Here is a 25,792-nt window from a genome sequence, read left to right on the forward strand (position 1 = left end):
CCTTGCCGGCCCCACCGGAAACCAGCACCTTTCCAGCCAGGCCAAGGCAGTGCAACCGGGGGCAGGATGGCACGGCGACCCACGATCCACGACGTCGCCCGGCAGGCGGGCGTCTCGACCGCCACTGTCGACCGGGTCCTCAACGCGCGCGAGAGGGTGCGGGAAGAGACGGCCCGCAAGGTCTACGAGGCGGCACGCCTGGTCGGCTACCACGCGACCCCCCTGATCGGCCAGCGCGTGCAGCCCGACCTGCCCCGCCTGCGCCTGGGCGTGGTCCTGCACAAGGAACGGCAGGCCTTCTACCAGGGCTTCAAGGCCGAGATCGAGCGCGCCGTAGCCCGCGCCGCCGGCCTGGACGCCACCGCCGTGATCGAGTTCACGGCTTCCCAATCCCCGGCCGACTTCGCCGCCCGCATGGACGCCATGGCCGGACGGGTGGATGTATTGGCGGCCACCGCGGTCAGCCACCCCGAAGTGACAGAGGCCGTGATCCGGGCAAACGCCCGCGGCATCCCCTGCTTTGCCCTGCTGAACGACTTCGCCCAGGGGGTGCGCCAGAACTATCTGGGCCTGAACAACATGAAGATCGGCCGCATCGCCGCCCACATGATCGCCCAGACGACACATCAGCCGGGCAAGATCGCGGTCTTCGTGGGCGGCTATCGCTGGCACGGCCACGAACTGCGGGAGACCGGTTTCCGCAGCTACTTCCGCGAACACGCCCAGCAGTTCGTCATCCTCGATACCCTGGTGAACCTGGAGACGCGGCAGCTGACCTATGAGGCCACGCTGGATTTGCTGGACCGCCACCCGGACCTTCGTGGCATCTACTGTGCGGGCGGCGGGATGGAGGGCGCCATCGCCGCCCTTCGCGAGGTGCGGCAACCGGGCGAGGTGGCGTTGGTGGTGAACGAACTGACGCCGGAAAGCCGCTCGGCCCTTGTAGCCCGGTACGTGACCATGGTCATCGGCACGCCCCTGCCCCGGCTGTGCGCCGATCTGGTGACCCTGGCCGCCGACGCGATGCAGCAGGGCATCACGCCAGTGCTGGGCCAGCATTTCCTCCCGCCAGACCTTTACCTGCCCGAATCCGTCTGACGAAAATGCCATCATCCGCATGGCCATTCTTCGTCATGAATGACGTGAAATGCCCCGTGTCGAGTTGACGGATCGGCGCCGACGTTTGCATGGTCCGGCGCACGGGTTCAGGGAGGAATCGGCGGTGACAGTTTCAGCCTTGCACCATGTGGCCGGGCAGCGAGTGGCCGCCCCACGGATCGGCAGGCCAAGTGCATGCCCGCTGCGGCAAGCGACCTTCGCAGACGGGCGCGTCGGACGCGCAGAGGAAGCATGAACCTGCACGAGAACTCCCATGCCCTGATCTTCGGCGGCACACAAGGATTGGGGCTGGCGATTGCTCATGCTCTGGCCGCTCAAGGCTGCACCCGAGTGGTGCTTGCGGCGCGGGACCGGGCCAAGGGCGAGGCAGCGGCTGAAGATCTTGGGGCAAGCTTCCTGCCTGTGGATCTGGCGGATGCGGGCGCGGTCATCGCTGCAGTGGACCGTGCGGCAGAGATCATGGGGCGGGTCGATGCCATGTGCCTCGCGGGGGCTTCGACGGACCGGGGCTCGATCCTGGATACGACACCCGAGGTCTGGGACAGCGTGATGGCGGCCAATGCGCGGGGTCCGTTCTTTGCCATCCAGCGCACGGCGCAACTGGCAAGGGCAAAAGGGCACCCGGCGAGCATCGTCACGATCCTGTCTATGGTCATCCACTGCGGCCAGTCGTTCCTGGCGCCCTATTCGGCATCGAAGGCCGCACTGGCGAACATCACAAGGAATTCCGCCAATGCGTTGCGGCATGACCGTATCCGCGTGAACGGGATTGCCTGCGGCTGGATGGATACGCCGGGAGAGGATGCCACGCAGCGCCGGTTTCACGGGGCCAGCGATGACTGGCTGGTAGAGGCAGAGGCGCGGCAGCCCTTCGGGATGCTTGTGAAGCCGGACCACGTCGCCGGGCTTGCAGCCTATCTGTTGGGGCCGGGCTCGGGCGTGATGACCGGCGCAATCATAGACTTTGACCAGAATGTCTCGGGCGCTTATCCCGAGTGAGACCAGAGCAGGAAACACCATGACCCTACGTTTTGCCATCCTTGGTGCCGGCCGGATCGGCCAGGTTCACGCCCGCGCCGTAGCCTCGACCCCTGGCGCCCGCCTTGTGGCGATTGCCGATCCGGTGGCCGCCGCGGCCGAGAAGCTGCGCGCAGCCTATGGCTGCGACGTGCGGACGATCGAGCAGATCGAAGCCTCGGACGATGTGGATGCCGTGGTGATCTGCACGCCAACCGACACCCATGCGGACCTGATCGAGCGGTTCTGCCGGGCGGGGAAGGCGGTGTTCTGCGAAAAGCCCATCGACCTGTCGCTGCCGCGCGTGGCGGCCTGCCTGAAGGTGGTGCAAGAGACGAACGGCAAGCTGATGGTCGGCTTCAACCGCCGGTTCGACCCCGATTTCATGGCAGTGAAGGCCGCCATTGATGCGGGCAAGGTCGGCGCGGTCGAGATGGTGACGATCACCAGCCGCGATCCCGGCGCGCCGCCGCATGACTACATCACCCGGTCGGGCGGCATGTTCCGCGACATGACGATCCATGACTTCGACATGGCGCGCTGGCTTCTGGGCGAAGAGGTGGAGAGTGTCTTCGCTTCGGCTTCGGTTCTGACGGATGCGAAGATCGGGGAACTGGGCGATTTCGACAGCGCCAACGTGATCCTGCGCACCGCTTCGGGCAAGCAGGCGATCATCACCAACACCCGCCGCGCCAGCTATGGCTATGACCAGCGGATCGAGGTGCTGGGCTCGAAGGGCATGGCAGCCGCCGAGAACCACGGCGAGAACCGGATCGTGCTGGCCGATGCCGATGGGTTCCATTCGGCGCCGCTTCTGAACTTCTTCATGACCCGCTATGTCGCGGCCTATGCCAACGAGATCGCATCGTTCATCGCGGCCGTCACCGAGGGCGCCGCGACGCCGACCACGGGCGAGGACGGGCTGCGCGCGCTGGCCTTGGCCGAGGCGGCGCTGAAATCGGTGGCCGAAGGGCGGCTGGTGAAGGTGTCCGAGGTCCTGTGATGGCACGCGACCTGGACCTGATCACGATCGGCCGGTCATCCGTCGATCTTTACGGCGCCCAGGTCGGCGGCCGGCTGGAGGACATGGGGTCCTTCCAGAAATACGTCGGCGGCTCGCCCACCAACATGTCGGTGGGCACCGCGCGCCTGGGGCTGAAATCGGCGCTGGTGACCCGCGTGGGCGACGAACACATGGGTCGCTTCATCCGCGAGCAGCTGGAGCGCGAGGGGGTCTGCGTGGACGGGGTTGTCACCGACCCCGAGCGGCTGACGGCGCTGGTGCTTCTGGGCATTCGCGATGAGCACCGGTTCCCGCTGATCTTCTACCGCGAGAATTGCGCCGACATGGCGCTGTGCGAGGATGACATCGACCCCGCCTTCATCGCCCGCGCGCGGGCCGTGGTGGCGACGGGCACCCATCTGTCGCATCCCCGGACTGAGGCGGCGGTGCTGAAGGCGCTGCGGCTGGCCCGTGAAGGCGGGGCGCAAACGGCGCTGGACATCGACTATCGCCCGAACCTCTGGGGCCTTTCGGGCCACGGCGATGGCGAGAACCGGTTCATCGAAAGCGCCAAGGTCACGGCAAAGCTGCAATCCACGCTGCCGCTGTTCGACCTGATCGTGGGCACAGAGGAAGAGTTCCATATCGCTGGCGGCAACACCGATACCATCGCGGCGCTGCGGGCGGTACGGGCGGTGTCCGGGGCGACGCTGGTCTGCAAGCGCGGGCCAATGGGGGCCGTGGCCTTTACCGGCGCCATCCCCGACACGCTGGACGAGGGCGAGGCCGGGCCGGGCTTTCCCATCGAGGTGTTCAACGTGCTTGGGGCCGGTGACGGCTTCATGTCGGGCCTGCTCAAAGGCTGGCTGGATGGCGAGCCCTGGCCGGTGGCGCTGAAATACGCCAATGCCTGCGGCGCCTTTGCCGTGAGCCGCCATGGCTGCGCGCCGGCCTATCCGAGTTGGGAGGAGCTGCAGTTCTTCTTCCGGCGGGGCATCGTGAGGAAGGATCTGCGGAACGACGCGGCCCTGGAGCAGATCCACTGGTCGACCAACCGTTCGGGCGACTGGTCTGCGATGCGGGTCTTTGCCTTCGACCACCGGATGCAGATGGAGGATTTGCCGGGCGCCGATCCGAAGAAGATCGGCGCGTTCAAGGAGCTGTGCCTTGCGGCAGCGACGCGCGTGCAGGCGGGGCGTCCTGGCTATGGCATCCTGTGCGACGACCGGCTGGGCCGCACCGCGCTTCACGCCTCAGCGGAAACCGGGTTGTGGATCGGGCGGCCGGTGGAATGGCCGGGCTCGCGTCCGCTGCGGCTTGAACCCGAGTTGGGGGCGGATTTCGGAGGGCTTGCGCAATGGCCGCTGGCCCATGTGGTGAAGGTCCTGTGCTTCTGCCACCCGGACGACACAGACGAGATGTGGGCGGACCAGGACGCGACGATTACCCGGCTTTACGCCGCCGCGCGGCGGAACCGGCTGGAGTTCCTGCTGGAGGTCATCCCGTCGAAGGCCGGGCCGGTGGATGACCTGACCACCGCCCGCGTGATCCGGCGCTTCTATGACATCGGCATCTTCCCCGACTGGTGGAAGCTGGAACCGATGCGTAGCCGGACGGCCTGGGCCGAAGCGGTGCGGGCGATTACCGAGAATGACCCGCACACCCGCGGCATCGTGGTGCTGGGCCTGGGCGAAAGCGAGGCCGCATTGGCGGAGAGCTTCGGTCTGGCCGCCGAGTTTGACCTGGTGAAGGGCTTTGCCGTTGGCCGGACGATCTTTGCCGAGGCGGCGGCGGGCTTCATGGCAGGAAGTCTGGATTCGGAGGAGGCGGTCGCCGTGATGGCCGAGAACTATGGGCGGCTGTGCGACCTGTGGGATCAGGCGCGCGCCAGGAGGACGGAATGACCACGATCCGGCTGACCGCCGCGCAGGCAATGATGCGCTGGCTTGCCGCGCAGAAAACCGAAACGGGCGAAAGCTATCTTGCCGGGGTCTGGGCGATTTTCGGCCACGGCAACGTGGCGGGCATCGGCGAGGCGCTGCAGGGTATGCAGGACGTCCTGCCCACCTTTCGCGGCCAGAACGAACAGTCGATGGCCCATGCCGCCATTGCCTATGCCAAGCAATTGCGGCGCCGCCGGGCGATGGTGGTGACCTCGTCCATCGGGCCGGGCGCGCTGAACATGGTGACCGCTGCCGCGCTGGCCCATGTGAACCGACTGCCGGTCCTGTTCATCCCGGGGGATGTCTTCGCCAATCGTGCGCCCGACCCGGTGCTGCAGCAGGTCGAGGACTTCGCCGACGGCACAGTCAGCGCGAATGACTGCTTCCGACCGGTGAGCCGCTACTTCGACCGCATCACGCGGCCGGAGCAACTGCTGACCGCCCTGCCCCGCGCCCTGCGCGTCATGACGGACCCGGCCGAATGCGGGCCGGTGACGCTGGCATTCTGCCAGGATGTACAGGCCGAAGGCTTCGACTGGCCGGAAGAGTTCTTCGCGCCCAGGACCTGGCGGTTCCGCCGCCCGCCGCCTGACCCGGTGGAGGTGGAGCGCGTGGCATCGCTGGTGCGTGCCGCCAAGCGCCCGCTGATCGTGGCGGGCGGTGGGGTGCTGTATTCCGAGGCCGAGGCCGCGCTGACCGCCTTTGCCGAGCGGCATCGCATTCCCGTGGTGGAGACGCAGGCCGGCAAGTCTGCGCTGCCCTGGACGCATCCGCTGAATCACGGACCGATCGGCGTGACCGGCGCTTCCTCGGCCAATGCGCTGGCCGAAAAGGCAGATCTGGTGATTGGCGTCGGCACGCGGTTCCAGGACTTCACCACCGGAAGCTGGGCGCTGTTCAAGGCGCGTGACCGCAAGCTGGTTTCCGTCAACGTCGCGGCCTATGATGCCATGAAGCGCGGGGCGGAACCGCTGTGCGGCGATGCCCTCGCCTCGCTGGAGGCACTGTCGTCGGCACTTGGGTCGCACCGCGCCCCTGCCCCGCCCAAGGGGCTGAAGGAAGCCTGGTTCGCCGCCGTCGATCCCCTGACCGACGCGCCGGGCGAGGCGAACGCCCTGCCCACCGACCAGCAGGTCATCGGCGCCGTTCAGCGTGCGTCGCATGACGATACCGTTGTCATGTGCGCCGCCGGCACGATGCCGGGCGAGCTTCACAAGCTGTGGAAGGCACCGCGCGCAGGCGCCTATCACATGGAATACGGCTTCTCCTGCATGGGCTACGAGATCGCCGGGGCCATGGGCATCAAGATGGCCGAGCCCGAGCGGGATGTCGTCTGCATGGTGGGCGACGGCAGCTACATGATGATGAACAGCGAGATGGCAACGGCTGCGATGCTGGGCACGAGCTTCACCACCGTCATCACCGACAACCGCGGGTATGGCTGCATCAACCGCCTGCAGATGGGCACGGGCGGGGCAGAGTTCAACAATCTATATGCCCATGCGCGGATCGAGAACCAGCCGCAGATCGACTTTGCCGCCCATGCCGCAGCGATGGGCGCGACGGCGGTAAAGGTTGGAAGCATCGCCGAGCTCGAGGCAGCCCTTGCCCGGCGGACCGAGGTTCGCGGCCCCTACGTCATCGTCATCGACACCGATCCCTATCCCTCCACGCCGCATGGTGGGCATTGGTGGGACGTGGCCGTGCCCGAGGTCTCTGCCCGTCCGCAGGTGCGCGATGCGCGCGCCACCTACATCAAGAAACGCAAGGACCAATCATGATCCGTTTTGGGACCAACCCCATTGCCTGGGCCAACGACGACGACCAGTCGATCGGTGCCGATATCCCGACCGCTCGCATCCTGGATGAGGCCGGTCGCCAGATTGGCTTTGACGGCATCGAGAACGGCCACCGCTGGCCCGACGACCCCGAAGCGCTGCGCGCGCTTTTGGCCGAATACGGGCTGGTCTTCATCTCGGGCTGGTATTCGACGAACCTGCTGGTGCAATCCGTCGAGGCGGAAATCGCTGCCTGCCAGCATCATCTGGCCAAGCTGAAACACAATGGCTGCAAGGTGATGATCGTCTGCGAGACGTCGAACGCCATTCACGGCGATGCGGCCAAACCGGTGAACGACCGGCCCCGCCTGACCGCCACCGAGATGGCCGGGTTCTGCGAGAAGCTCGAGGCCTTTGCCGCCTATCTGGCGAGCCAGGGCATCACGCTCGTCTATCACCACCACATGGGCACGATTATCGAAAGCCCCGAGGAGATCGACGCGCTGATGGCCGGGACCGGGCCGCACACGCATCTCTTGTTCGATGCGGGACACTGCGCCTTTGGCGGGGGCGACCCGCTGGCGGTGCTGACCCGGCATGTCGGGCGGGTGCGGCACTTCCATGCCAAGAACATCCGCCCCCCGATGGTGGCGAAGGTGCGAACGGAGGGACTGTCCTTCCTTCAGGGCGTTGTCGCCGGCGCCTTCACCGTGCCGGGCGACCAGGAGGGAGGTGTCGACTTTGGCCCCCTGCTGAAGGTTCTGGCGGGGGCCGGCTATGACGGCTGGATCGTGATCGAGGCAGAGCAGGACCCGAAGGTCCGCAATCCGCTCCTGTACCAGACGCTCGGGCTGGCCACACTGAAGCGTCTTTCCCGGGATGCCGGGCTGATCTGAGGGAGCGACCGATGAGCCATTTGCTGGTCAAGCCACGGGGCACAACGGGCCTTGTGCACGACATCACGCCGGAAAGCGCCGGTTGGGGTTATGTGGGCTTCCAGCTTTGGCGCCTGGCCCCGGGCGAGGTGGCTGGCGGCGCCTTGGGTGACCGAGAGGCGATCCTCGTCTTCGTCGAAGGCAAGGGACGGGTGATCGGCGCGGGCGAGGATTGGGGAGAAATGGGCGAACGGATGGATGTCTTCGAGAAGACTCCACCGCATTGCCTGTATTTGCCCGACGGCAGCGACTGGCAGGTGCGCGCCACCACCTCCCTGACGCTGGCCGTTTGCACTGCACCCGGCAAGGGCGGCCACCCGGCAGCGCGGCTTGGACCAGAAGGGATCACGCTGACCCCTCGGGGCAAGGGCACCAACACCCGCTACATCAACAACATCGCGATGGAAGCGCTGGACGTGGCCGACAGCCTCTTGGTGACCGAGGTCTTCACGCCGGCGGGGCACTGGTCGTCTTACCCGCCTCACCGGCACGATGAAGACCGCTTCCCGGACATGACCTATCTGGAAGAGACCTATTACCACCGCCTGAACCCGGCCCAGGGCTTCGGCATCCAGCGCGTCTTCACCGAGGACGGCAGCCTGGACGAAACCATGGCGGTATCAAGCCACGATGTCGTGCTTGTACCCAAGGGCCACCATCCCTGCGGCGCCCCTTACGGGTACGAAATGTACTACCTGAACGTCATGGCCGGCCCACTGCGGAAGTGGCGCTTCGCCAATCACCCGGACCACGACTGGATCGCGCGCCGCGACGCCTGAGACCGCAGGCACCAGCGCAACGGTGCAGTCGCAGAAACCGGGCCGGCCCGATGAACGAGGGCATGGCCTTTTGCCGGGTTGCGGCCTATGGAGGCTGAACCCGAATGGACGCCCTACCATGGCAGATCAAGACAAACCCCAACTCTACCTGATCACCCCGCCGGCCTTCGATCTGGAGACCTTTCCAGATCGCATTGCCGGCGTGCTGGACGACCATGAGATCGCTTGCCTGCGGCTGTCCTTGGCGACTTCTGACGAGGATTTCGTCGCGCGCGCCGCAGACGCCCTGCGCGAAGTCGCCCACCAGCGCGACGTACCGATCGTCATCGACCGCCATGTCCTTCTTGTAGAACGGCTTGGGCTCGACGGGGTCCATCTGATGGATGGGGCGCGCTCGGTCCGCAAGATCCGCAAGGACCTTGGTGCCGACGCCATTGTCGGGGCGTTTTGCGGCGCATCACGGCACGAGGGCCTGTCCGCAGGTGAAGCCGGCGCAGACTATGTGGCCTTCGGCCCGGTCGGCCTGTCGCCCCTCGGTGACGGCACACGCGCAGAGGCCGAACTGTTCGCCTGGTGGTCCGAGATGATCGAAGTCCCGGTCGTGGCCGAAGGTTCCCTCACACCAGACCTGATCGCCGCCCTTGCCCCGGTGTCGGATTTCCTTGCCGTAGGCGAGGAGATCTGGTCCGACGATGACCCATCCGGCGCCCTGCGCCGACTGATCGGCAACTGGGCCTGATCCGCACCGTCCCCTCTTGCATTTCCCTGCATCCTGGCTGTAGACCGCTGCGACGGACAGATGGCCGAGTGGTCGAAGGCGCACGCCTGGAAAGTGTGTAGGCGGGGAACCGTCTCGAGGGTTCGAATCCCTCTCTGTCCGCCACCAAACTGCCATATTCTGATTTAGGATCAAGGCGTTAGGTGCGGATCGCGGGTTGCCTGAGGTAACACGCGAGGTTACACAGCGATGATCTTGATGTTCGAAGACGGGGCCTACCGCGTCATGTGCAAGCATGTGCAGAAAAAGGGAAATGTCTTCTACTATCGCCGTCGCATCCCTGAGGATGTCAGGTCGCTCCACAGGGTGCCGGGACGGAAGGACGACGCCCAGCTGTTCTTCAGCCTGAAGACCTCCGACCTAGCCGAAGCCTGCCGCAGGGCCGATGCGCAAACACGGCGCTTCGATGCCCTTTGGAAGGCAAAGCGTCTGGGTAGTTCAGATGCAGCCGATGTACAGGTTGCCCTCGCAACCTTGGAGGCGGCAGGTCTCGCGCCTGGTGACGGCCTCAGACAGGGCGATAGCTTTGCCGCAAGCAACTTCGTTGATCGACTTATCGGTCAGCACGAGCCAGATGAACCTCCTCCAACGGTAGCCCCACAGGACAAACTGACCATTGATCTCCTCTTCGGCGCGCCGGTTCCTCGTCTTCTCAGTGATGCCAAGCAGAAGCACTTTGAACTGGGGAAAGGGCCAAAGGGGAAAGTCGCTACCGATCAGTTCAATCGAGCTTGGAACATACTCCTTGAGATTGCAGGAGACCTACCACTGGATCAACTGAGGCGGGAGCATGGGAACGAGTTCGTTCGCCGTCTAATCAATCAAGGAGCGGGTCCCGAGACGATAAAGCGCTACCTGTCGCAAGTTCGTCCGGTGATCCAGACCGGCATTCTTGAGTTTGAGCTGTCCAAGCCAAATCCCTTCGACAGTCTAACGATTCCGAACCGCGACGAGGGTCAACGCAAGCCAAGATCACCATTCACCTTGGCACAGGTCGCGTCCATCCAATCCGCTTGTTTGCGTATGGACGACGAACGGCGCTGGGTGATCGCAATGGTATCGGACTCGATGACTCGCTTGGCAGAGGTAGTCGGCCTGAAACGGGATGACGTCCAACTGGACGCGCAAGTTCCCCACATCATGATCAGGCCAAACGACCTCAGGCGGCTGAAGAACAAGCAGTCCGAAAGGGCAGTACCCCTTGTGGGAATGGCGCTCTGGGCTGCCCGTCGAGCTATGGGCGGAAGTGGCGAGTACCTCTTTCCTCAGCTAGCCCAAAGACCGTCGAAGGGCGAATTCACGTCTGCTGCGGTCTCCGCGGCGTTGAACAAATGGCTGAAAGACAACAAGCTGGCCACGACCGGGCAAACAGTCCACAGCTTTCGGCACACGATGCGTGACCGGTTGCGCAACGTCGAAACCCCAGCCGACCTCTGCGACCGGATCGGGGGCTGGGCTGGAAAAGGTGTGGGAGAGACATACGGCCAGGGACATGGGCTTGAGTTGATGCACCGTTACATGATCAAGACCGTGATACCCACCTGAGAACCTGGCACAGGCTGGAAACAGTCAGACCGACCGTCAGCCTGAACGGATCAACCCAAAAAATCGAAGAACATGGCCGGGGCAGGCGAAAGCCGTGGCCAAAAGAACGAGTGTCCCGAGAATGCAGCCCCAAGACGACTGGCGAAGCCAAGAGACCCCTGAAGGATACCTCCGCGAACATCTCGAAAACGCACGGATGGCAGAGTTTGTCTACTGCCCCAAGACGGATGCCGCCAAGGCCTTCGCGCTGCATCTCACGGCGTTGACCATCGCGCATGAAGACGTCACAGCCCCCCGGCGTCGGCGGCGGCAATCGACCGCCTTAGAGAGTTTCGAAGGTGCGGTGGCAGCCTTTGCGGCAGACCTCGTTCGCCACAGCCAATTTCAGGACTCAGCGGGCTTCTTTTACCGCCCCAGCGACAAAGACCTTCTCGGAGAGACCCTGGTTTCTGTTCGATCTTTCGATCAGTTGAGGGAATACTGGGTTCGGATGGGCTTGATGGAGTCCACAAGCTCTTTCGTGGTCAGGGAGACCTTTGACGGTGCCGATATTGGTCGGACCTGGGGGCGTGCTGCGAGGTATCGTGCCACGACATCGCTTTTGAGCCTGGCTGAGGATTTCGGGATCACCCCAAGTTCGATAGGGGATCACTTTGATCGTCAGATTAGCAGGATCAGGCCAGTCATGGTCCGCGAGAGTAAAGGCACCGCCGGCTTTAGTACTGGCAAGCCAAGACGAATCGCGCACAAGGGAGACAAGTATCAATCGGAAGTTCAGCGAGTAGACAGGATCAACTCAATCCTGTCTGCCGGGGGCTTTGATCTACCCGACGCTCCAAGCGTCTACCGCCTCTTCAACGAGGGGGACAATCCCAGGTTTGATTTCAATATGGGCGGGCGGTTGTACTGCCGGTCGGACACAGACTGGCAAAACATGGGAAAGATTGAGCGCTCCCTTATCACTTGGCAGTCTGAGCCAACAGTGGAGTTGGACGTTCGCGCCAGCCACCTTTTCATCCTTTACGCACTGAATGGTCAGGAACTTCCGCAAGATGAGGACCCCTATTCGCTTCCGGGGGTAGAGAGAGAGGTCTCGAAGGTCTTGTTCGCCGCCACAACGGGACGAGGTAAGCCCCCTGAGCAATGGCCTAGAAAATTCTCCGCAGAATACTTTGAGAAGAGCGGCGTGAAGGTCTCAAGAAAGTACAAGCTTAGTGCCGTGGTCGAAGCTCTCTTGGACAAGCACCCCTTGATCAGGACCATCGCGCCAGGAAAGCTTGATTGGGCGAGACTCCAGTACGAGGAGTCGGAGTGCTTCATAAGTTGTCTTCTGCGACTTGGTGAGGAGAATGGCGTTGCAGCCCTCCCGGTCCATGACAGCATTATTGTGGCTCGCCGCCATATGGACCTTGCTCATCGCCTACTTGAGGAGGCCTATCGAGACCGATTTGGGTTCTCCCCAGTCATTCGGGCAGACTCTTAGGGACAGGGGTCGACCTAGGTTCACCTTTGCACTCCCTTGATACTCAATGGGCATCCTTGGAGTTACTTGAGGCATCCTTAGTGTATATTCATATCCTATTCCTAGTATAGCATCTACTAGTCACCACCAAATAGGTCGACCTGTGCCCCTGGCCACCTTAGCACCCCAAGGCATTACTTGGAAACGTAACGGGTCTCGGCGGTCAGGCATCGAGACCGTCGTCTGGGCTAACTAACAACAACAGCCAATAATAGCCCCCGATTTTTGAAGTGACCTTCCTGACCCCCCACCCCCTTCCAATGCCGTGAAGAATCGCGGCCTGCCCTCGGTCTGGAGATCCTGGAGGCTTTGGGGCTTGTGAGCTTGTCCGAGATAGCGGCGGGTGCCTTGTAGTCCGTGAGAAGGCCACCATACAGGCCAAGCCAATCCGGCAAATCTTGGTCTGACGGGCTGACGCTAGACCTTGCCCGTGTGGCAGAGCCTTCCTGGGACGCAATAGGCGGACAATGGAGTGGGGTCTCGCATTTTGGCAGACCGCGAGACCCACCTCTTAGACCCTAATGGCAGATGAAGGAGGTTCACATGCTAATCGGTTATGCCCGCACGTCCACCCTGGATCAGATTGCGGGTCTATTGGCTCAGAAAGAGGCCCTGACGGGCATCGGATGCGAGAAGCTCTTTGAGGAGCAGACAAGTTCAGTGGGCACCCGCAGCGCTCTCCAGGCCGCGCTGGAGTTCGTTCGGGAGGGCGACACCCTGATGGTCACCAAATTGGACCGCTTGGCCCGTTCTGTCCGCCACCTTGGCGAGATTGTCGAGGCGCTTGAACGCAAGGGAGTTGGCCTTCGAGTGCTGGACCTTGGACTGGACACCGCCAACGCGACCGGAAAGCTCATGCTGAACGTCCTCGGAGCGGTGGCGCAGTTCGAACGGGAAATGATGCTCGAACGCCAGAGGGAGGGGATCGCAAAGGCAAAGGCGGACGGGAAGTATCGGGGAAGGAAACCAACAGCCCAATTCAAAAGGGCCGAAGTCCTCTGCCTCCTGGCCGCAGGGACGCCGAAGCGAGAGATTGCCAGAGTGACGGGTATCTCTGAACGGTCGGTTTATCGTGTGCTGTCAGAAGCTTGACGCACGGTGAAGTCCCTGAAATCCTGCCCTTCCACCCTTGGAGTTCCCAATGCTTCGAAAGATCATCTCCCTGTACAAGGCTGTGTTTCTGATCATGTGCGGCCTGATGCTCGCCTCAGCGCTCGGATTTGGTTTCTACGGCATGATCGAGGGCCAGACCTCCCGACACCGATGGGACGGGGTAAGCCTGATGGTCGGAGGCGCGCTATTCGTACTGATGCTGGCGGGCAACTTCGCCCTGGTGCTGGAGAACAACGAATTGCTGCGGCGGATCGCTGAGCAGGGGGAGAGAGAGCAGCATCCCAGCCAGACACAGCGTCCAAACCGGCCAGAGCAACGGTCTGAACCGATGCTGCGGCGCAGGGAACCGACACTCTGAGCAAGACACGCCCCAGGGGCAGGCCAATGCCTGTTCCTGGGGCTTTTTCATGCCCCCAGCGTCATCGTGATCGTCTGCATGATCCGGTCGGTTTCGACCAGGATTTTCAGGATGCGCTGATAGTGCTTCACGTCATCGAAGCTTAGGGTGCGGCCCTTGCGGTCCTTAAGCCATTTCTGGGCTGGTTGGTAGCCGCCGATGTAGAAGTTCCAACTGACCTCGGGGGCGTTGTCGAAATACTGGGTGGCGTTGATCCAGACCTTGCCACCTTCGAACCGGGGATTTTCCACCACGGCGCTTCCTTCTCCCTTGAAGGGGTAAGGGGTGGGGCCGATGGTTGCGGGGTCCATCAGGTGCAGCTTGCGCAACGCAGTGCCTTTGGTCGAAACCTCCCAGAACTCATCAGGAGTTACGGGCCAGGGGATGCGGGGAAAGTCGATCTTCAGGAACTCGGCATAGGTGGCGCGGTAGGCCGGGCAGTGCAGGACGCCGTAGATGTAGTCGAAGACCGCCACCTCATCCGGGGTGCCGTGGGTGGGGTGGGTGGCGAGAGCCTGCAGGCGGTCGTAGAGCTTTGGGTCGAAGTTGATGCGGCGGGATTGGTCGAGGTCTTGTTCGGTGGGGTAAGCATAGAGCGAAAAAACGCGGTTCTGCTCCTTAGTCTTGAGCGAGACAACGCAGCTTTCCGCCGTCAGAGTGGAAACAAAGCAATGACGATAACCTAAGAAAGAAATCTGGCGAGAGGCAAGCAAGAACAAATTTTCCTTGCCGATTGCATTGCGGATAAGTTCGGGTCGAGGTCGATCTACAACAGCTTGATGCATAATGCAGAAGCGGACATCGAAAGGGCGATATAGGCAAGCTACGACACTATCTTCTGCCTTCCGAGAAGATTTCAGCTTCTTGCGTTGTTCAGTAAGGCTGGCCTCTGCTTTTGCATCCAAAGCAAGTATTTTTGCGACTTGAGAGTCCGATAGCGCAGGCGAGAGAAGATTATCGAGACGGTCTTGGACTATCTGGCGATCTGTAGAAATTACAAGATCGTCGCGATGTGTCTGAAACCCCAGCACGTTGGACTGAAAGAAATTCTCTATCGAGAAGCCTTTCGAATAGACGTCGTCCAGAGAGAAATCTCTCGGGTGGAATTGGAGCTGCTCAACGCTTGGAGTGATCTCTGAGAACACAGGCCCCAGAATAGTTTCCTTTCGTAACGCGTCATACTTTACCTCTCGACTACCCCAGAGGTCGCCATGATACACACGCGCCAACCCTGCTTTCCGTCCATATTCCTTCCTCTTTACGCCTATGATTATAGCGACACCCTGTTGAATATCGAATACGTTTTTGTCTGAGGCACCCTCCGGCGCTACCTCATTTTTTTTCGCATTCCCGTGCAAATCGAGAACAAATATCTTGTCAAATGTCCTGAGGAGGTGCCAACGCATCCCTCGGAAGGTCGGATTATCAAGATATCCGTGGTTCGTGATAAAACCTAAAACTCCTTCGCCTGTTCTAGCGATCAAGCTTTCGGCAAACCTAAGAAACTTCACGTAGTCGTCATTAAGCCACTTTGGGTTTCGCTCTCGAAGTCGCTCAATACCTCCCGGCTCTCTCTTGTAGGGCTCAAGAAGGGAGTCGATCCATTGCCCCTTATTCGACGAATGTCCCGAATACGGCGGGTTCCCGATCACGCACATGATCGGCGTCTGGCGTTTGATCGTATTGGCCTCGCGCGCCTCACGGGTCAGCCATTGCGCCATAAACAGGTCGCGAACTTCGCGTTCGCCTTCCTCAAGTGAGTTGGTCAGATAGACCCCCAGGCGCGGCGGCGTGCCTGTGGGCTTGTACCCCAGTTCGGTCAGAATCATGTCTAGCTTCATGTGGCACATGGCGTAGGAGGCCATCAGAAGCTCGAACCCATGCAGGCGGGGGATCAGATCGCGTTCGATGTAGGGGGACCACATACCCTCGGCCACGTTCTTCACCTTGGGGGCGATCTGCTTGATCACCTCGGCCAGGAAGGTGCCGGTACCGGTGGCGGGGTCGAGTATCTGGACGCGGTGGACCTCTTTCTTGATGGTTAAGGGCTTGCCCTTGGGGTCGGTCTGGCCGGTGTCCCAGTCGATGATCACCTTGGAGGTGTCGGCGAGGCCATCGGGCAAGCCGAACTCGGTCTGCAAGACCTCATCCACAGCCCGCACGATGAAGTTGACCACAGGCTCCGGCGTGTACCAGACGCCCCGCGCCTTGCGCTTGGCGGGGTTATAGGCCGCCAGGAAGGTCTCATAGAAGTGCAGGAAGGGGTCCTGCTGGCCTGTCAGCTTACCAAAGGCCTCCATCAGCTTCTTGACGTTGGCGGCCTGGAAGACGCGGGCCAGGTCATCAATCACCCAGGCAATGCGGTCGTCCAGGGTGGCCCCAGCAATGAAGCCGAAGAGGTCGCGCAGGAAGGGGTTGGACTTAGGAAGTAGGTCCAGAGCCTCGAAGCGACTGAAGCTGTCCAGCGAGGTGTCGTGCAGGCGGGCAGCGAACATGCCGTAAGCGATGGTTTCGGCGTAGATGTCAGCAAAGTCTTCGAGGCTGATGTCGTGGATCAGATGTTCCTTGAAGGCCTTGTACTGGCCTGCCAGATCGGTCTGGAGGTCCTTGTCCTGCCGAAGGGTCTGGAAGAGGACGTCCTTGATCAAGACCGCCTTGCCCGCCATTCGCTCGGCTAGATCACGGGGTGTTGTGATGGACTGCGGGCGCTGGGCCACGAAGTCCCGGAGAAGGTTCTCCAGGGTCGCGTATTCCTCGGGCTTGGGCTGAATGCCCATCAGGAAGTCTGCGATGGTCACAGAGGCCACAAGCTGGCCGTTGCGGTAGAAGTCCCAGTCTAGGCAGTTGGTGTAGATCAGATTGGACAGGCCCGCCTTGTAACGGTCCTGCTGCTTCTTATTGGCATCCTTAAGGGCACGGATGTCGAGATTGATGTCCTTGGCCTCCAGGTGCCCGATAGGAATGTCACCCTTGAGAACAATGAAGTCAGGCGCGCCCACTTCCGACTTCTTGGCGTCATTGACCGGGGTCAGATCGTCCCCCAGCGCCTTCAGAAGATCGTGCAAAGCGGGCCGGTAGGCATGTTCCCCGGCAATGCCGGTCTTGTAGACGTCCTTTACCCTGACAACGAAGTCGGCAACGCTAACCATCTGGCACCCTTCTGGAATCTCTCTTCAGCCTATCGGTGCTTCCGGCCCGTTGGAAGCGCCTTGGCGCTTCGATCCGTGTCGAAGATGGGTGATCAATATTTGGTGTACTCTGAGCGCCTCACACTAAATGTTGATTTGGCCATTCACCCTGTTCGGCAGCGAATGACCGCCTGCTTGAGGTTACACAAAACGACCAACCGGGGCACACAAGGCGAATGAGCCGCCTTGCAACCATCAGAAAAACAAAAGATTATACCAACTAGGATGAAGCGCCTGAGGCACTCTCTGTCCGCCAACCTAAGCATATCAATCTGACGACCCGACGTATTAGGCGGCTGATTAGAATTGAATTTTCAGCCCAAGGCCTGACTCCGGATGCGCCTCGAGCATTTTCTGCTCCACATTTTGCCCCACAATCTGCTACACAGTCGCTGCGTGGTTCTGTTGGGTGGGGGTCCTGCCGTGGTCCTGATGTCGCGGTCGAAGCGGAAGGTGGGCGCGGTGACGATGCGCAAGCGCGTGCCAGCGCGCTATGCCTCGGTCGAGCCCCGCAAGGAGATCTGGCTATCGATCGATGCGTTCTCCGCCGCGGAAGGCGCGCACAAGGCAGAACTGGCCTGGCAGGAGTACATCCGCGCCTGGGAGGCGATGCTCGCGGGCGACACCACCTCCGCGGAGGATCGTCTCGCGGCGGCGCGCGAGATCGCGCAGACGCGGGGCTTCGCCTACAAGCCGGCGGCTGTGCTCCAGGCCGCACCTGTCGAGGAGATCCTCTCCCGTGTCGAGGCAATCCCGCTGCGCAAGGGGCGCCCGAACCCAAAGGTCGCCTCTGCGCTTCTTGGCACTGTGCCGGACCCGGGGCTGCGCGTCAGCAAGGCTCTGGAGATCTTCTGAGACCTGACCCGCGACGAGATGATCGGCAAGAGCGAGGACTAGGTCCGCCGGGCGCGGAATCCGGTGATCAAGGCGATCCGCAACTTCATCGAGGTGATCGGCGACAAGCCTATAGCCGAGATCACGCGCGATGACATGCTCGACTTCCGGCAGTGGTGGTCTGAGCGGCTTGAGACCGAGGAGCTCACGCCAAACAGCGCCAACAAGGACCTCGTGCACCTGGGCAAGGTGCTGCGGCGGGTGCGGTAACCAAATGACGGCTCCTTTTCGATCATGGCCTTGATCGGATCAGCATAGCGAGGATCGACCGTTGGCGTGGCCTTGGTCGGCTTGTAGTAGACGGTCCCCCGCGGCACGCCGATCCAGGCGCACAGCTTGATCAGCGGCACCGCGATCCCATCAGCCAGAAGGCCCTCATGGAGCGTCCGGATCAATTGCCGTCCTCCCGCTCCATGAGGGCCGCCAGCTTTTTTTCTGGCGCGCAGCTCCAGCATGGCCTCGCCATAGGCCTCCTGCAGGTCCTTCAGCTGCTTCTCATATTGCTCGCGGGTCTCCAGCGGGTTCGCCCGCAAGGCGTTCTCCATGCCCCGCTTGGCATCATCAACCCAGCCCTCGATCTCGGACGGCGAAAGGTCATAGGCCCGACCGGCCTCTGCCACCGTCGACTTGCCCTGAATGATCTCGACCACCAGCGCCGTCTTCCGCTTCACCGTCCACCGTTTGATGCTGTCGTCCATCGTCACACTCATCGCTACCTTCTCCTTTGTAGCATGAGCAGATTTTCACTGGGTCGATACATGGACGACAATCTGCCCGAGCCCGCCGTCCTGCTGGCCGACCGCGGCTATGACTCTGACAAGGTTCGTAAAACCATGGAGGCACGCAACGTCGTGCCGGTGCTCCTGACGCGCAAGACGCGCAAACTGCGTGTCGCCGTGGATCGCACCCTTTACCGCCTGTGCAACCTCGTCGAGCGCTGCTTCAACAAGCTGAAGAACACCCTGCGGGTCGCTACACGCTACGACAAAACCGCCGAAAGCTTCCTGGGCTTCATCGACATCACCTCGATCCGCCTCCGGCTCCGCCATTTGTCAACATGGCCTAGAGCGTTTCGACGGACTCGATCTGGCGTTGGACGCGGTTAGACCATCGTTCCCAGATCGGAGGACATTCAGATCTCCCTCAAGCGGCGCTCTTCTCCGGCGAGAACGATGGCACAGGAGCGCCGATGGCACCGGGGCGGCTGGACTGGACAGGCCGCGGTCGGACCCGCATGATTTCTCTCCACTCAACCTCAAGTCCCACGAACGGATCGGGCGACTTCCGAGGCCGGGCAAGGCGGCGCGGGAAGAACGCGGCAAGAAGGCTGATGGTGATGAGCCCAAGGAGCAGGCCGAGTTGAAGATACGTCATTCCGGGTCCTCGAATTGCTATTTGGTTACTGCTCGCATTCTCACCGAGACCCGGGTCAAATCAGCGAACCGATGTGCCAAGCCGCAGTACACTTTCGCAAGGGGCCGAACCAGGCGCGCTTCACACTCGAAAAGTCACGGACACGCTCACCACTCACCAACCAAGAAAACACACGCACCGGTTCGGCCCTCGCATCCTCAAGATGCACGACTTGGCGATGGGTGGCACCATCCCGTTTCGGATAACTAATGTTCTCAAATCTTCTACAGTTCTGGCCAGCACAAGGAACAATGCGCAGCTTGGGGCCTGGCGGACATGATCATGACACAATCTGGATTCGCCTCGCACCCCGACCTCAGGCTAACCGACGACACTGCCTGCAGCCTTAGAGCGCCAAGGCGAAACATACGTTGGACGCGTCGCCGTCACATTGAGGATGCTCTCGTGGATGTCAGATCGAACCCAGATCCGAGCAAACACGGTGCAGATCGCCACCCGAGGCATCAAGTGCGCCCGCGCAGGAAGCAGGGCGGGCATGAAGCTGTGCAATGGCCGAACCCGATCAGAGGCAGCTCACCCAAAGCAGCAGATCACGTATGCTGTGGAGCTGTTCCTCGCATACGAATGTTCCTCTGCTGCGGAAAGCAAACAGAAGACTCGATGCCTGCGGTTGGGCGTCTGCATCGGCTTGACGGCAAGAAATTGCACGGGGTCATAGGGCCCAGTCAGCACGTTCTTTGCTGGCTCTCATCCTCGGGTTACGGCCACTGACATCCGGCGGAGAAACTCCTGATCTTGATCTGTCAATGCGCCGGGGGCGATCGTTCTCTGAATGAGATCGTCAAACAAGGCGCAAACCTGCGCAACCTCGGGATCAGAGAACTCTCGATCAGTTCGTGCGAAGCTCGCGATCGACTTCCGCGTGGCGAAGCTCTGGGCGACGGTCAAGCCGAACGTCAATCCGTGCTGTCCGGCAGCCGCGAGCACACCGGCGCTGTCGTCGGACGCCAATTCTGACCACCTTATGGGCCCAGTGTTGCCAAATCCCCAGCGCACGGTAGGATCAAGGAGGACCAGTCCTTCTTGCGAGTACTTGTCCACCCACTCCCGTGGGTAGGACTGAAAGAGGTACATCGGAGTTGTAAAGTGAATGTGCAAGGCAATCGCATAGCCGGCCGGCGCGACGTCCTTTAGGGTGCTCAAGATGCCAACGATCTCCGAAGCGCTGCTCATCGTCCAACCCGCTCCCCCAGGAGCCCTTGCTCCTAGGTCACATGTTGACACCGAGTCCATGCAACGGTCAATGGACGTGCCAGTCGATTGGTTGACGCCGCTGCATGCCTGAGGTCGACACATCCACACTGCCCATCCACAGCATAGCCGGCGTGGCAATCTCTGGATTCTATGTGGCGCTGCGCGTCGGTTTTGCGTTCCCGCTCGAGGAGCATAACCTCCTTCCTGAGGCATGGGTCCGGTACTACACCCAGAACGGGCTCATGCTGCACGACCCGGTCATGAGGTGGGTGTACGCGAACACGGGGGTCGTTCGCTGGAGTGAAATCGAAATCCCCGATCCTGCCAACGTGATGCTTCGAGCCAAGGAGCACAATCTGGTGTACGGTCTGGCGGTGTCTTACTCGGATGCGGACAACACAGGGCAGAGGTCCTTCGGGTCGTTCTGTCGGCCGGATCGCGAGTTCACATCAGAGGAAAGCGTGTTCCTGGCCAAGGCGGTGCAGGAAGGCCACGACGACATGTCGCCCCCGAGAACGATCACGGAAGCGGAAATCGAAGCGTTGCGCTACCTGAACCGAGGGCTTCGCTTTAAGCAGATCGCCTTCGAACTCGACGTCTCCGAAGCTGCGATCAAGGCCCGATTGAAGAATGCGAAGATCAAGCTGCGTGCGAAGACGAATAGCCAAGCACTTAGCAAGGCTGTGAAATTCGGGCTGATCTGAGTTCCAGGCATGCGCAAAGTTCAAGAGTGCTTGTGCATTTTCTTTGCGCGGGCCTAGTGGTGCGGGCGTCTGTCTACCCACCGCGGCGTCCGGTCGGGGGAAGGTAAGGTGTGTTGCGGACGCAGCAGCGGCATAGACAACGTGATCTGACATGCAAGTTGTCTTTTGCACTTGGCCTCAGCCCAGCTAAGATCAACCAAAAAGCGAGCAGTCATGCAGGGCGTAACCTTCGATTTCTCGGACATGCATCTGCATGGGTCGGCGTTCTATGACTTCCTGAGGCTCAGGAAGAAGCGGTTCGTCGATGATCTGGGCTGGAACCTCTCACACAATGATGTCGTCGAGATGGATCAGTACGACACACCACTGGCACACTACTCTGTCGTGTTGCGAGACGGTTGTGTCGTCGGCGGAGCACGCACGATGTCCACGACGGCCTCTTGGGGTGGACACACATACATGATCCGCGATGCCCTGGCCGGGAAGCTCGCGGACATTCCTCCGGGCATCATCGACAGGGAGATCAATTCACCGGACGTCTGGGAGTGCACCAGGCTGGTGATTGATGATGCACTAACCAGCCATGCCGAGCGCAGCCACTGCCTAGGTCTGATTGTGGACGGACTTGTGTCCGTTGCTCGACGCGAAGGGGCAAATGAGCTCGTCTCGCTTTCTCCGGTGTCCTTGCTCCGTGCGTTGCGGCAGCTAGGTTATGCTGCGAACCGCGTGGGGGGTGCCTACGCAAATGAGTCCGACGGCCGGCGCTATGCTGTCCTTACAATGCCTGCCGGTCGCGGCGAAGCGCCACCACTGTCCAGCGTCTTCGCACAGTTCCTTTCGCAGTAGGACCCAAGTCCCTCGCGCCAGAAGCTTGTCACGTTCAGTGCTCCTCTGCCGCAATCGCGTCAAACGGGTGCCCCAAACCACTGTCTTCATGGTGAGCGGAGGCCAGCATCGACTCGGTTGCTCCCATGGCACAAGGATGTTTGAACCAGATGCAGATGACAGCAAGTGAAGCCATCCTCGATGAATTTGGTGAGGAACTCAGCGACCGGCTGTTCTCGCTCATGCGCCAGATCAGCACGCTCCCGGTCGAGACACGGTTCCGATACGCGCTCCACGTGGCCTCCAATCTTGTGGAAGGCGTGGGCCTTGCCGGTGCAACGCGCATCGAGTCGAGGGTTCTTGCCGATCTGCTGTTGATCGCCACTCAGCTCGATGAGCTTTCGATCGCCATCAAGATCGATGCATCGTCGGCTCCGATGCCCCACCTACGGCTGTGCTGATCGAAGGGGTCGGCAAGCGGGTGTACTGTAAGCGCTGTCTGGCCAGTGCCGATTGAGTGGTCCGGCTACAATCTTGGTGCATGAACGCCCCAAGTGACGGGCTTCCCGGCAAGTACGGAAGGCCGTGATGTCAAGAGGCAGCAAAGCCAGACGGCAGCGCTGTCCCGCGAAGTCGACTCTGTTGCGGCGACTGCGCTGCGTTGTGCCTGGATGGCGTCCCTCCAGACGTGGCGTGGCGGCAATAGTTTTTTTTTGACAGGCGGGGATGGGCGGAAGGCGGGCCTTTGCCAACTGGCAGCCGTGACCGTGAAGCACCCGCCAGATGATGGCTCGCGGAAAGGACAGAATGGTCCTGTCGAGTGGACGACAGACGCGAATTCAAGACGATATTCTCCTGCTCAAGCCCGCCTCCCTTCCAATCCGCGCCGCCGCCTGATGCTGGACTGAGCTTGCAGACAGGCTGCGCCGGAACTCCTCCGGTGCGAAACCTGTTGCCTTTCGAAAGGCACGCGCGAAATTCGCGGGGGTAGAGTATCCGAGTTCGACCGAGATATCGGTGATGGAAGCGATGGTGCCGCGCAGAAGCTCGGTCGCGCGGCGGGCGCGGATGATATTGCCGAGGTCGCGGAAGCTGGTGCCGTGGTCTTCAAGTGCGCGCTGCAGCGTGCGCTTGCTGAGGTCGAGTGCATGGGCCGCGCCGTCCAGCGAAACGCTGCCCGCCAGCACCTGCGTCCAGATCTGTGTGGTGATGACGCCGATCAGATCGCCGCGGCTGGCGGGTTCCAGCCGGGCGCGGGCGAGGTCGTCCACGGTCATCGTCCGCCCCCCCTGCGAGCGCGGACGCTCGGCCCGCAGGAGCCGGGCGTGAAACCGGACCGCAGCGGCGGGCGCGTCGAAGACGACCGGACAACCGAATGTGTCTTCGAACAGCCGGGCGTCGCGTGGACGGGCGATGTCGACCTCGACGCGGGCAGGTTTCCAGCCCGGTGACGCGAAGGAGCGGCAGAGGTTCACCATCACGGCGGCGGCCCCGGTGGCAATGTGGGGATAGGCCGCGCTGCCTCGCGCCGCGCTGAAATAGGCGAAGCAGGCCGTCTCGCCCTCGACCTTCAGCGTGATCGCCTCGCCGCAACTGTGAAAGCCGATGGTCGTGGCGGCACGGGTGATGGCCTCGCCCAGGGTTTGGGCCGACAACACATAGTCGCCCCAGCACCCGTAGCCCTCGAACGAGAGGTGGGGCGCGACCAGAAGGCCGATGTGGCGTTCCTTCGTCCGCCGTTCGATCTCGCCCAGGAAGTCGGTCATCGTCATATGCGGGATGAAGCAGTCGCGGTCCTCGATCAACTCGATGTCGAGCATGGCGGCGCGGTTGGCGTAGCGCAGGACCGAGTCGCCAAAGGCCTGGCGCACCATCTGGGGAACCCTGGCCAGCGCAGTGACCGAAATCATCGTTGGCGTGCCGCTTTCCCCCTCGCGCAACAGCCTGCGCGGCGCTGGCGCAAAATGAGTGGCGACGATGCCCAAGAGTGCTCAACCCTTCGCGGGCCGGGCAAGACGAGCCTGCCCGGCCCGTATTTTTTAGCATGTCGGCCGCCGCCGGGCGAGCGCGCATGTCGAAGCAGGAGAAGGAAGCAATTATGCGAAAGTTTTCTGGCGTGGTGCTTGCAACTGGCCTCGTGGCGTCAGCCGGGGCGGCATCGGCCCTGACCACCGACGAGGCCAAGAAGATTGCCATGGATTCCTATGTCTACGGCTATTCGCTGATCACCACCGAGGTGACGCGGGTGCAGATGACAAATGTCCCCAAGGCCGATGACCTGCACGCGCCGATGGGGCAGTTCTTCAATATCAAGCGCTATCCGCCTGCGGATTACCGCGGCGTTTCGGCGCCAAATGCGGATACACTCTATTCTCTGGCCTGGATGGACCTGGACAAGGAACCCTGGGTCTTTTCGCACCCTGACATGGGTGACCGCTACTACCTCTTCCCGACCTACAGCCTGTGGGTGCCGGTGATCGCCTCGCCGGGGGCGCGGACGGCGGGGGGAAAGGCGGCGAGCTATCTGCTGGCCGGGCCGGGCTGGAACGGCGAGGTGCCGGCCGGGATTACGAAGATCGACGTGCCGACGCGCTATGTCCTGATCCTGGGGCGCACCTTTGCGGACGGTACCGAGAAGGACTATGAGATCGTGAACGCCCTGCAGGCGCAGTACGACGTCCGCCCGCTCTCGGCCTATGGCAAGACGGATTACGTCTATACGCCACCGCCGGTCGATCCGAACCCCGGCTATTCGATGACCGACAAGCCGCAGCAGGTGATCCTGGGCATGGACACCGACGAGTATTTCAACCGGATGGCCAAGCTGATGTGCCATGACGCACCCCCGGCGGCGGAGGATGCGCCGATGGTGGCAGAGATGGCCAAGATCGGGCTGGAGCCCTGCAAGCCGTTCAGCCTTGCAGCTCTGGGCGATGAAACTGCGTCGGCCCTGAAGGACCTGCCGCAACAGGCGCTGGACTATCTGGGCAAGAACGAATCCACGATGGGGGTCGTGAAGGATGGCTGGGTCTTTTCGATGGTGGGCACCTATGGCACCGACTATCTGAAGCGCGCCGTGCTCGCGGCCTTCGGCTGGCCCGCCAACCTGCCGCAGGACGCGGTCTATCCCTACACGCTGACCGACAAGGACGGGAAGCCGCTGGACGGCGCCAACAACTACACGCTGACCTTCGCCAAGGGGCAGGAGCCGCCGGTCGATGGTTTCTGGTCGATCACCATGTACGAGATCGACAAGGGCTGGTGGTTCGTGCCGAACGCTCTGAACAAGTTCACCGTCAGCCCGCGCAACAACCTGGTGCCGAACGAAGACGGCTCGGTGACGCTGTATTTCCAGAACGAGTCGCCGGGCAAGGACAAGGAGGCCAACTGGCTGCCGGCCCCCAAGGGTGCCTTCCTGCCGATGCTGCGCATGTACTGGCCCAAAGAGAAGGACCCGTCGATCCTCAACGGCACCTGGACGCCACCGCAGATCGTCAAGGTGAATTGAGAAATTGGCGAGCGCGATCTAGGTTGAAGGCGAGCTCTGCAAAGCCCAGTTACGGGCTTTGCACCCTTTCGTCTCTGACCTGAATTCGTGAAGCAGCGTAGCGCAATCGGACCACA

At 61.8% G+C, this 25,792-nt stretch carries 21 protein-coding genes, 1 tRNA gene and 1 pseudogene; 19 read left to right on the forward strand and 4 right to left on the reverse strand.

Annotated elements, in window-relative coordinates:
• Nucleotides 1–66 precede the first annotated feature (66 nt).
• The 13 genes from JO391_RS13775 (at nt 67) to JO391_RS13835 (ending at nt 13,890) form a co-directional block, all read left to right on the forward strand.
• Nucleotides 67–1,098, forward strand: a complete 1,032-nt coding sequence (locus tag JO391_RS13775) for a LacI family DNA-binding transcriptional regulator (RefSeq protein WP_220661043.1) — start codon at nt 67–69, stop codon at nt 1,096–1,098.
• A gap of 252 nt (nt 1,099–1,350) precedes the next feature.
• A complete protein-coding gene (locus tag JO391_RS13780) occupies nt 1,351–2,118 on the forward strand; it encodes an SDR family oxidoreductase (RefSeq protein WP_220661044.1) in 768 nt (255 codons plus the stop codon).
• Between the two features lie 19 nt (nt 2,119–2,137).
• Nucleotides 2,138–3,139 (forward strand): inositol 2-dehydrogenase, encoded by a 1,002-nt coding sequence (iolG, locus tag JO391_RS13785; protein WP_220661045.1) that lies wholly within the window; start codon nt 2,138–2,140, stop codon nt 3,137–3,139.
• Nucleotides 3,139–5,043 carry a bifunctional 5-dehydro-2-deoxygluconokinase/5-dehydro-2-deoxyphosphogluconate aldolase gene (locus JO391_RS13790; RefSeq protein WP_220661046.1) on the forward strand — a complete coding sequence of 635 codons (1,905 nt, stop codon included), beginning with the start codon at nt 3,139–3,141 and terminating at the stop codon, nt 5,041–5,043. Before iolG ends, JO391_RS13790 begins: the two co-directional genes overlap by 1 nt.
• Entirely contained in the window at nt 5,040–6,863 is a 1,824-nt protein-coding gene (gene iolD, locus JO391_RS13795) for a 3D-(3,5/4)-trihydroxycyclohexane-1,2-dione acylhydrolase (decyclizing) (RefSeq protein ID WP_220661047.1), read from the forward strand. Before JO391_RS13790 ends, iolD begins: the two co-directional genes overlap by 4 nt.
• Nucleotides 6,860–7,756 carry a myo-inosose-2 dehydratase gene (gene iolE / locus JO391_RS13800; protein ID WP_220661048.1) on the forward strand — a complete coding sequence of 299 codons (897 nt, stop codon included), beginning with the start codon at nt 6,860–6,862 and terminating at the stop codon, nt 7,754–7,756. Before iolD ends, iolE begins: the two co-directional genes overlap by 4 nt.
• Nucleotides 7,757–7,767: 11 nt before the next feature.
• Nucleotides 7,768–8,574, forward strand: coding sequence for a 5-deoxy-glucuronate isomerase (gene iolB, locus JO391_RS13805; protein ID WP_220661049.1), 807 nt, complete (start codon nt 7,768–7,770; stop codon nt 8,572–8,574).
• Nucleotides 8,575–8,692: 118 nt separating this feature from the next.
• On the forward strand, nt 8,693–9,313 hold the full coding sequence (locus JO391_RS13810) for a thiamine phosphate synthase (protein WP_220661050.1): 621 nt from the start codon (nt 8,693–8,695) through the stop codon (nt 9,311–9,313).
• Nucleotides 9,314–9,367: 54 nt separating this feature from the next.
• Nucleotides 9,368–9,457: transfer RNA gene (locus tag JO391_RS13815), tRNA-Ser, on the forward strand.
• Nucleotides 9,458–9,541: 84 nt separating this feature from the next.
• A complete protein-coding gene (locus tag JO391_RS13820; protein ID WP_220661051.1) occupies nt 9,542–10,897 on the forward strand; it encodes a DUF6538 domain-containing protein in 1,356 nt (451 codons plus the stop codon).
• A gap of 121 nt (nt 10,898–11,018) precedes the next feature.
• Entirely contained in the window at nt 11,019–12,380 is a 1,362-nt protein-coding gene (locus tag JO391_RS13825; RefSeq protein WP_220661052.1) for a hypothetical protein, read from the forward strand.
• Nucleotides 12,381–12,962: 582 nt separating this feature from the next.
• Nucleotides 12,963–13,511: a recombinase family protein gene (locus tag JO391_RS13830; RefSeq protein WP_220661053.1), complete on the forward strand. Its 549-nt coding sequence runs from the start codon at nt 12,963–12,965 to the stop codon at nt 13,509–13,511.
• Nucleotides 13,512–13,560: 49 nt separating this feature from the next.
• Nucleotides 13,561–13,890: a hypothetical protein gene (locus JO391_RS13835; protein WP_220661054.1), complete on the forward strand. Its 330-nt coding sequence runs from the start codon at nt 13,561–13,563 to the stop codon at nt 13,888–13,890.
• 47 nt (nt 13,891–13,937) lie between these two features.
• On the opposite strand, the gene JO391_RS13840 is transcribed toward JO391_RS13835, so the two are convergent.
• Nucleotides 13,938–17,078, reverse strand: a complete 3,141-nt coding sequence (locus JO391_RS13840; RefSeq protein ID WP_220661055.1) for a type ISP restriction/modification enzyme — start codon at nt 17,076–17,078, stop codon at nt 13,938–13,940.
• Between the two features lie 501 nt (nt 17,079–17,579).
• On the opposite strand from JO391_RS13840, the gene JO391_RS13845 reads away from it, so the two are divergent.
• Nucleotides 17,580–17,972 carry a hypothetical protein gene (locus JO391_RS13845; protein ID WP_220661056.1) on the forward strand — a complete coding sequence of 131 codons (393 nt, stop codon included), beginning with the start codon at nt 17,580–17,582 and terminating at the stop codon, nt 17,970–17,972.
• A 38-nt stretch (nt 17,973–18,010) separates the two neighbouring features.
• On the opposite strand, the gene JO391_RS21545 is transcribed toward JO391_RS13845, so the two are convergent.
• Nucleotides 18,011–18,709, reverse strand: a complete 699-nt coding sequence (locus JO391_RS21545; RefSeq protein ID WP_259444705.1) for a DUF1153 domain-containing protein — start codon at nt 18,707–18,709, stop codon at nt 18,011–18,013.
• Nucleotides 18,710–18,769: 60 nt separating this feature from the next.
• Between JO391_RS21545 and JO391_RS13860 the strand changes: the two are divergent.
• Nucleotides 18,770–19,117 (forward strand): annotated as a pseudogene (locus JO391_RS13860) (transposase); the annotation flags it as partial.
• A gap of 1,015 nt (nt 19,118–20,132) precedes the next feature.
• On the opposite strand, the gene JO391_RS13865 reads toward JO391_RS13860, so the two are convergent.
• Nucleotides 20,133–20,618 carry an autoinducer binding domain-containing protein gene (locus JO391_RS13865; protein ID WP_220661058.1) on the reverse strand — a complete coding sequence of 162 codons (486 nt, stop codon included), beginning with the start codon at nt 20,616–20,618 and terminating at the stop codon, nt 20,133–20,135.
• A gap of 104 nt (nt 20,619–20,722) precedes the next feature.
• Between JO391_RS13865 and JO391_RS13870 the strand changes: the two genes are divergently transcribed.
• The 3 genes from JO391_RS13870 to JO391_RS13880 all read left to right on the forward strand — a co-directional run bounded on the left by JO391_RS13870 (nt 20,723) and on the right by JO391_RS13880 (nt 22,629).
• Nucleotides 20,723–21,343: a helix-turn-helix transcriptional regulator gene (locus JO391_RS13870; protein ID WP_220661059.1), complete on the forward strand. Its 621-nt coding sequence runs from the start codon at nt 20,723–20,725 to the stop codon at nt 21,341–21,343.
• Between the two features lie 213 nt (nt 21,344–21,556).
• Nucleotides 21,557–22,189, forward strand: a complete 633-nt coding sequence (locus JO391_RS13875) for an acyl-homoserine-lactone synthase (protein WP_220661060.1) — start codon at nt 21,557–21,559, stop codon at nt 22,187–22,189.
• 149 nt (nt 22,190–22,338) lie between these two features.
• The gene (locus tag JO391_RS13880) at nt 22,339–22,629 is read left to right on the forward strand and encodes a hypothetical protein (protein WP_220661061.1); all 291 of its coding nucleotides are present in this window, start codon (nt 22,339–22,341) and stop codon (nt 22,627–22,629) included.
• A 378-nt stretch (nt 22,630–23,007) separates the two neighbouring features.
• Here JO391_RS13880 and JO391_RS13885 read toward each other — a convergent pair whose 3' ends face one another.
• Nucleotides 23,008–24,078 carry an AraC family transcriptional regulator gene (locus JO391_RS13885; RefSeq protein ID WP_220661062.1) on the reverse strand — a complete coding sequence of 357 codons (1,071 nt, stop codon included), beginning with the start codon at nt 24,076–24,078 and terminating at the stop codon, nt 23,008–23,010.
• A 188-nt stretch (nt 24,079–24,266) separates the two neighbouring features.
• Here JO391_RS13885 and JO391_RS13890 point away from each other — a divergent pair, with 188 nt between their 5' ends.
• Nucleotides 24,267–25,676: a DUF1254 domain-containing protein gene (locus JO391_RS13890; protein WP_220661063.1), complete on the forward strand. Its 1,410-nt coding sequence runs from the start codon at nt 24,267–24,269 to the stop codon at nt 25,674–25,676.
• The last annotated feature ends 116 nt before the right edge of the window (nt 25,677–25,792 follow it).

This window comes from Neotabrizicola shimadae (assembly GCF_019623905.1).
Lineage (GTDB): Bacteria > Pseudomonadota > Alphaproteobacteria > Rhodobacterales > Rhodobacteraceae > Neotabrizicola > Neotabrizicola shimadae.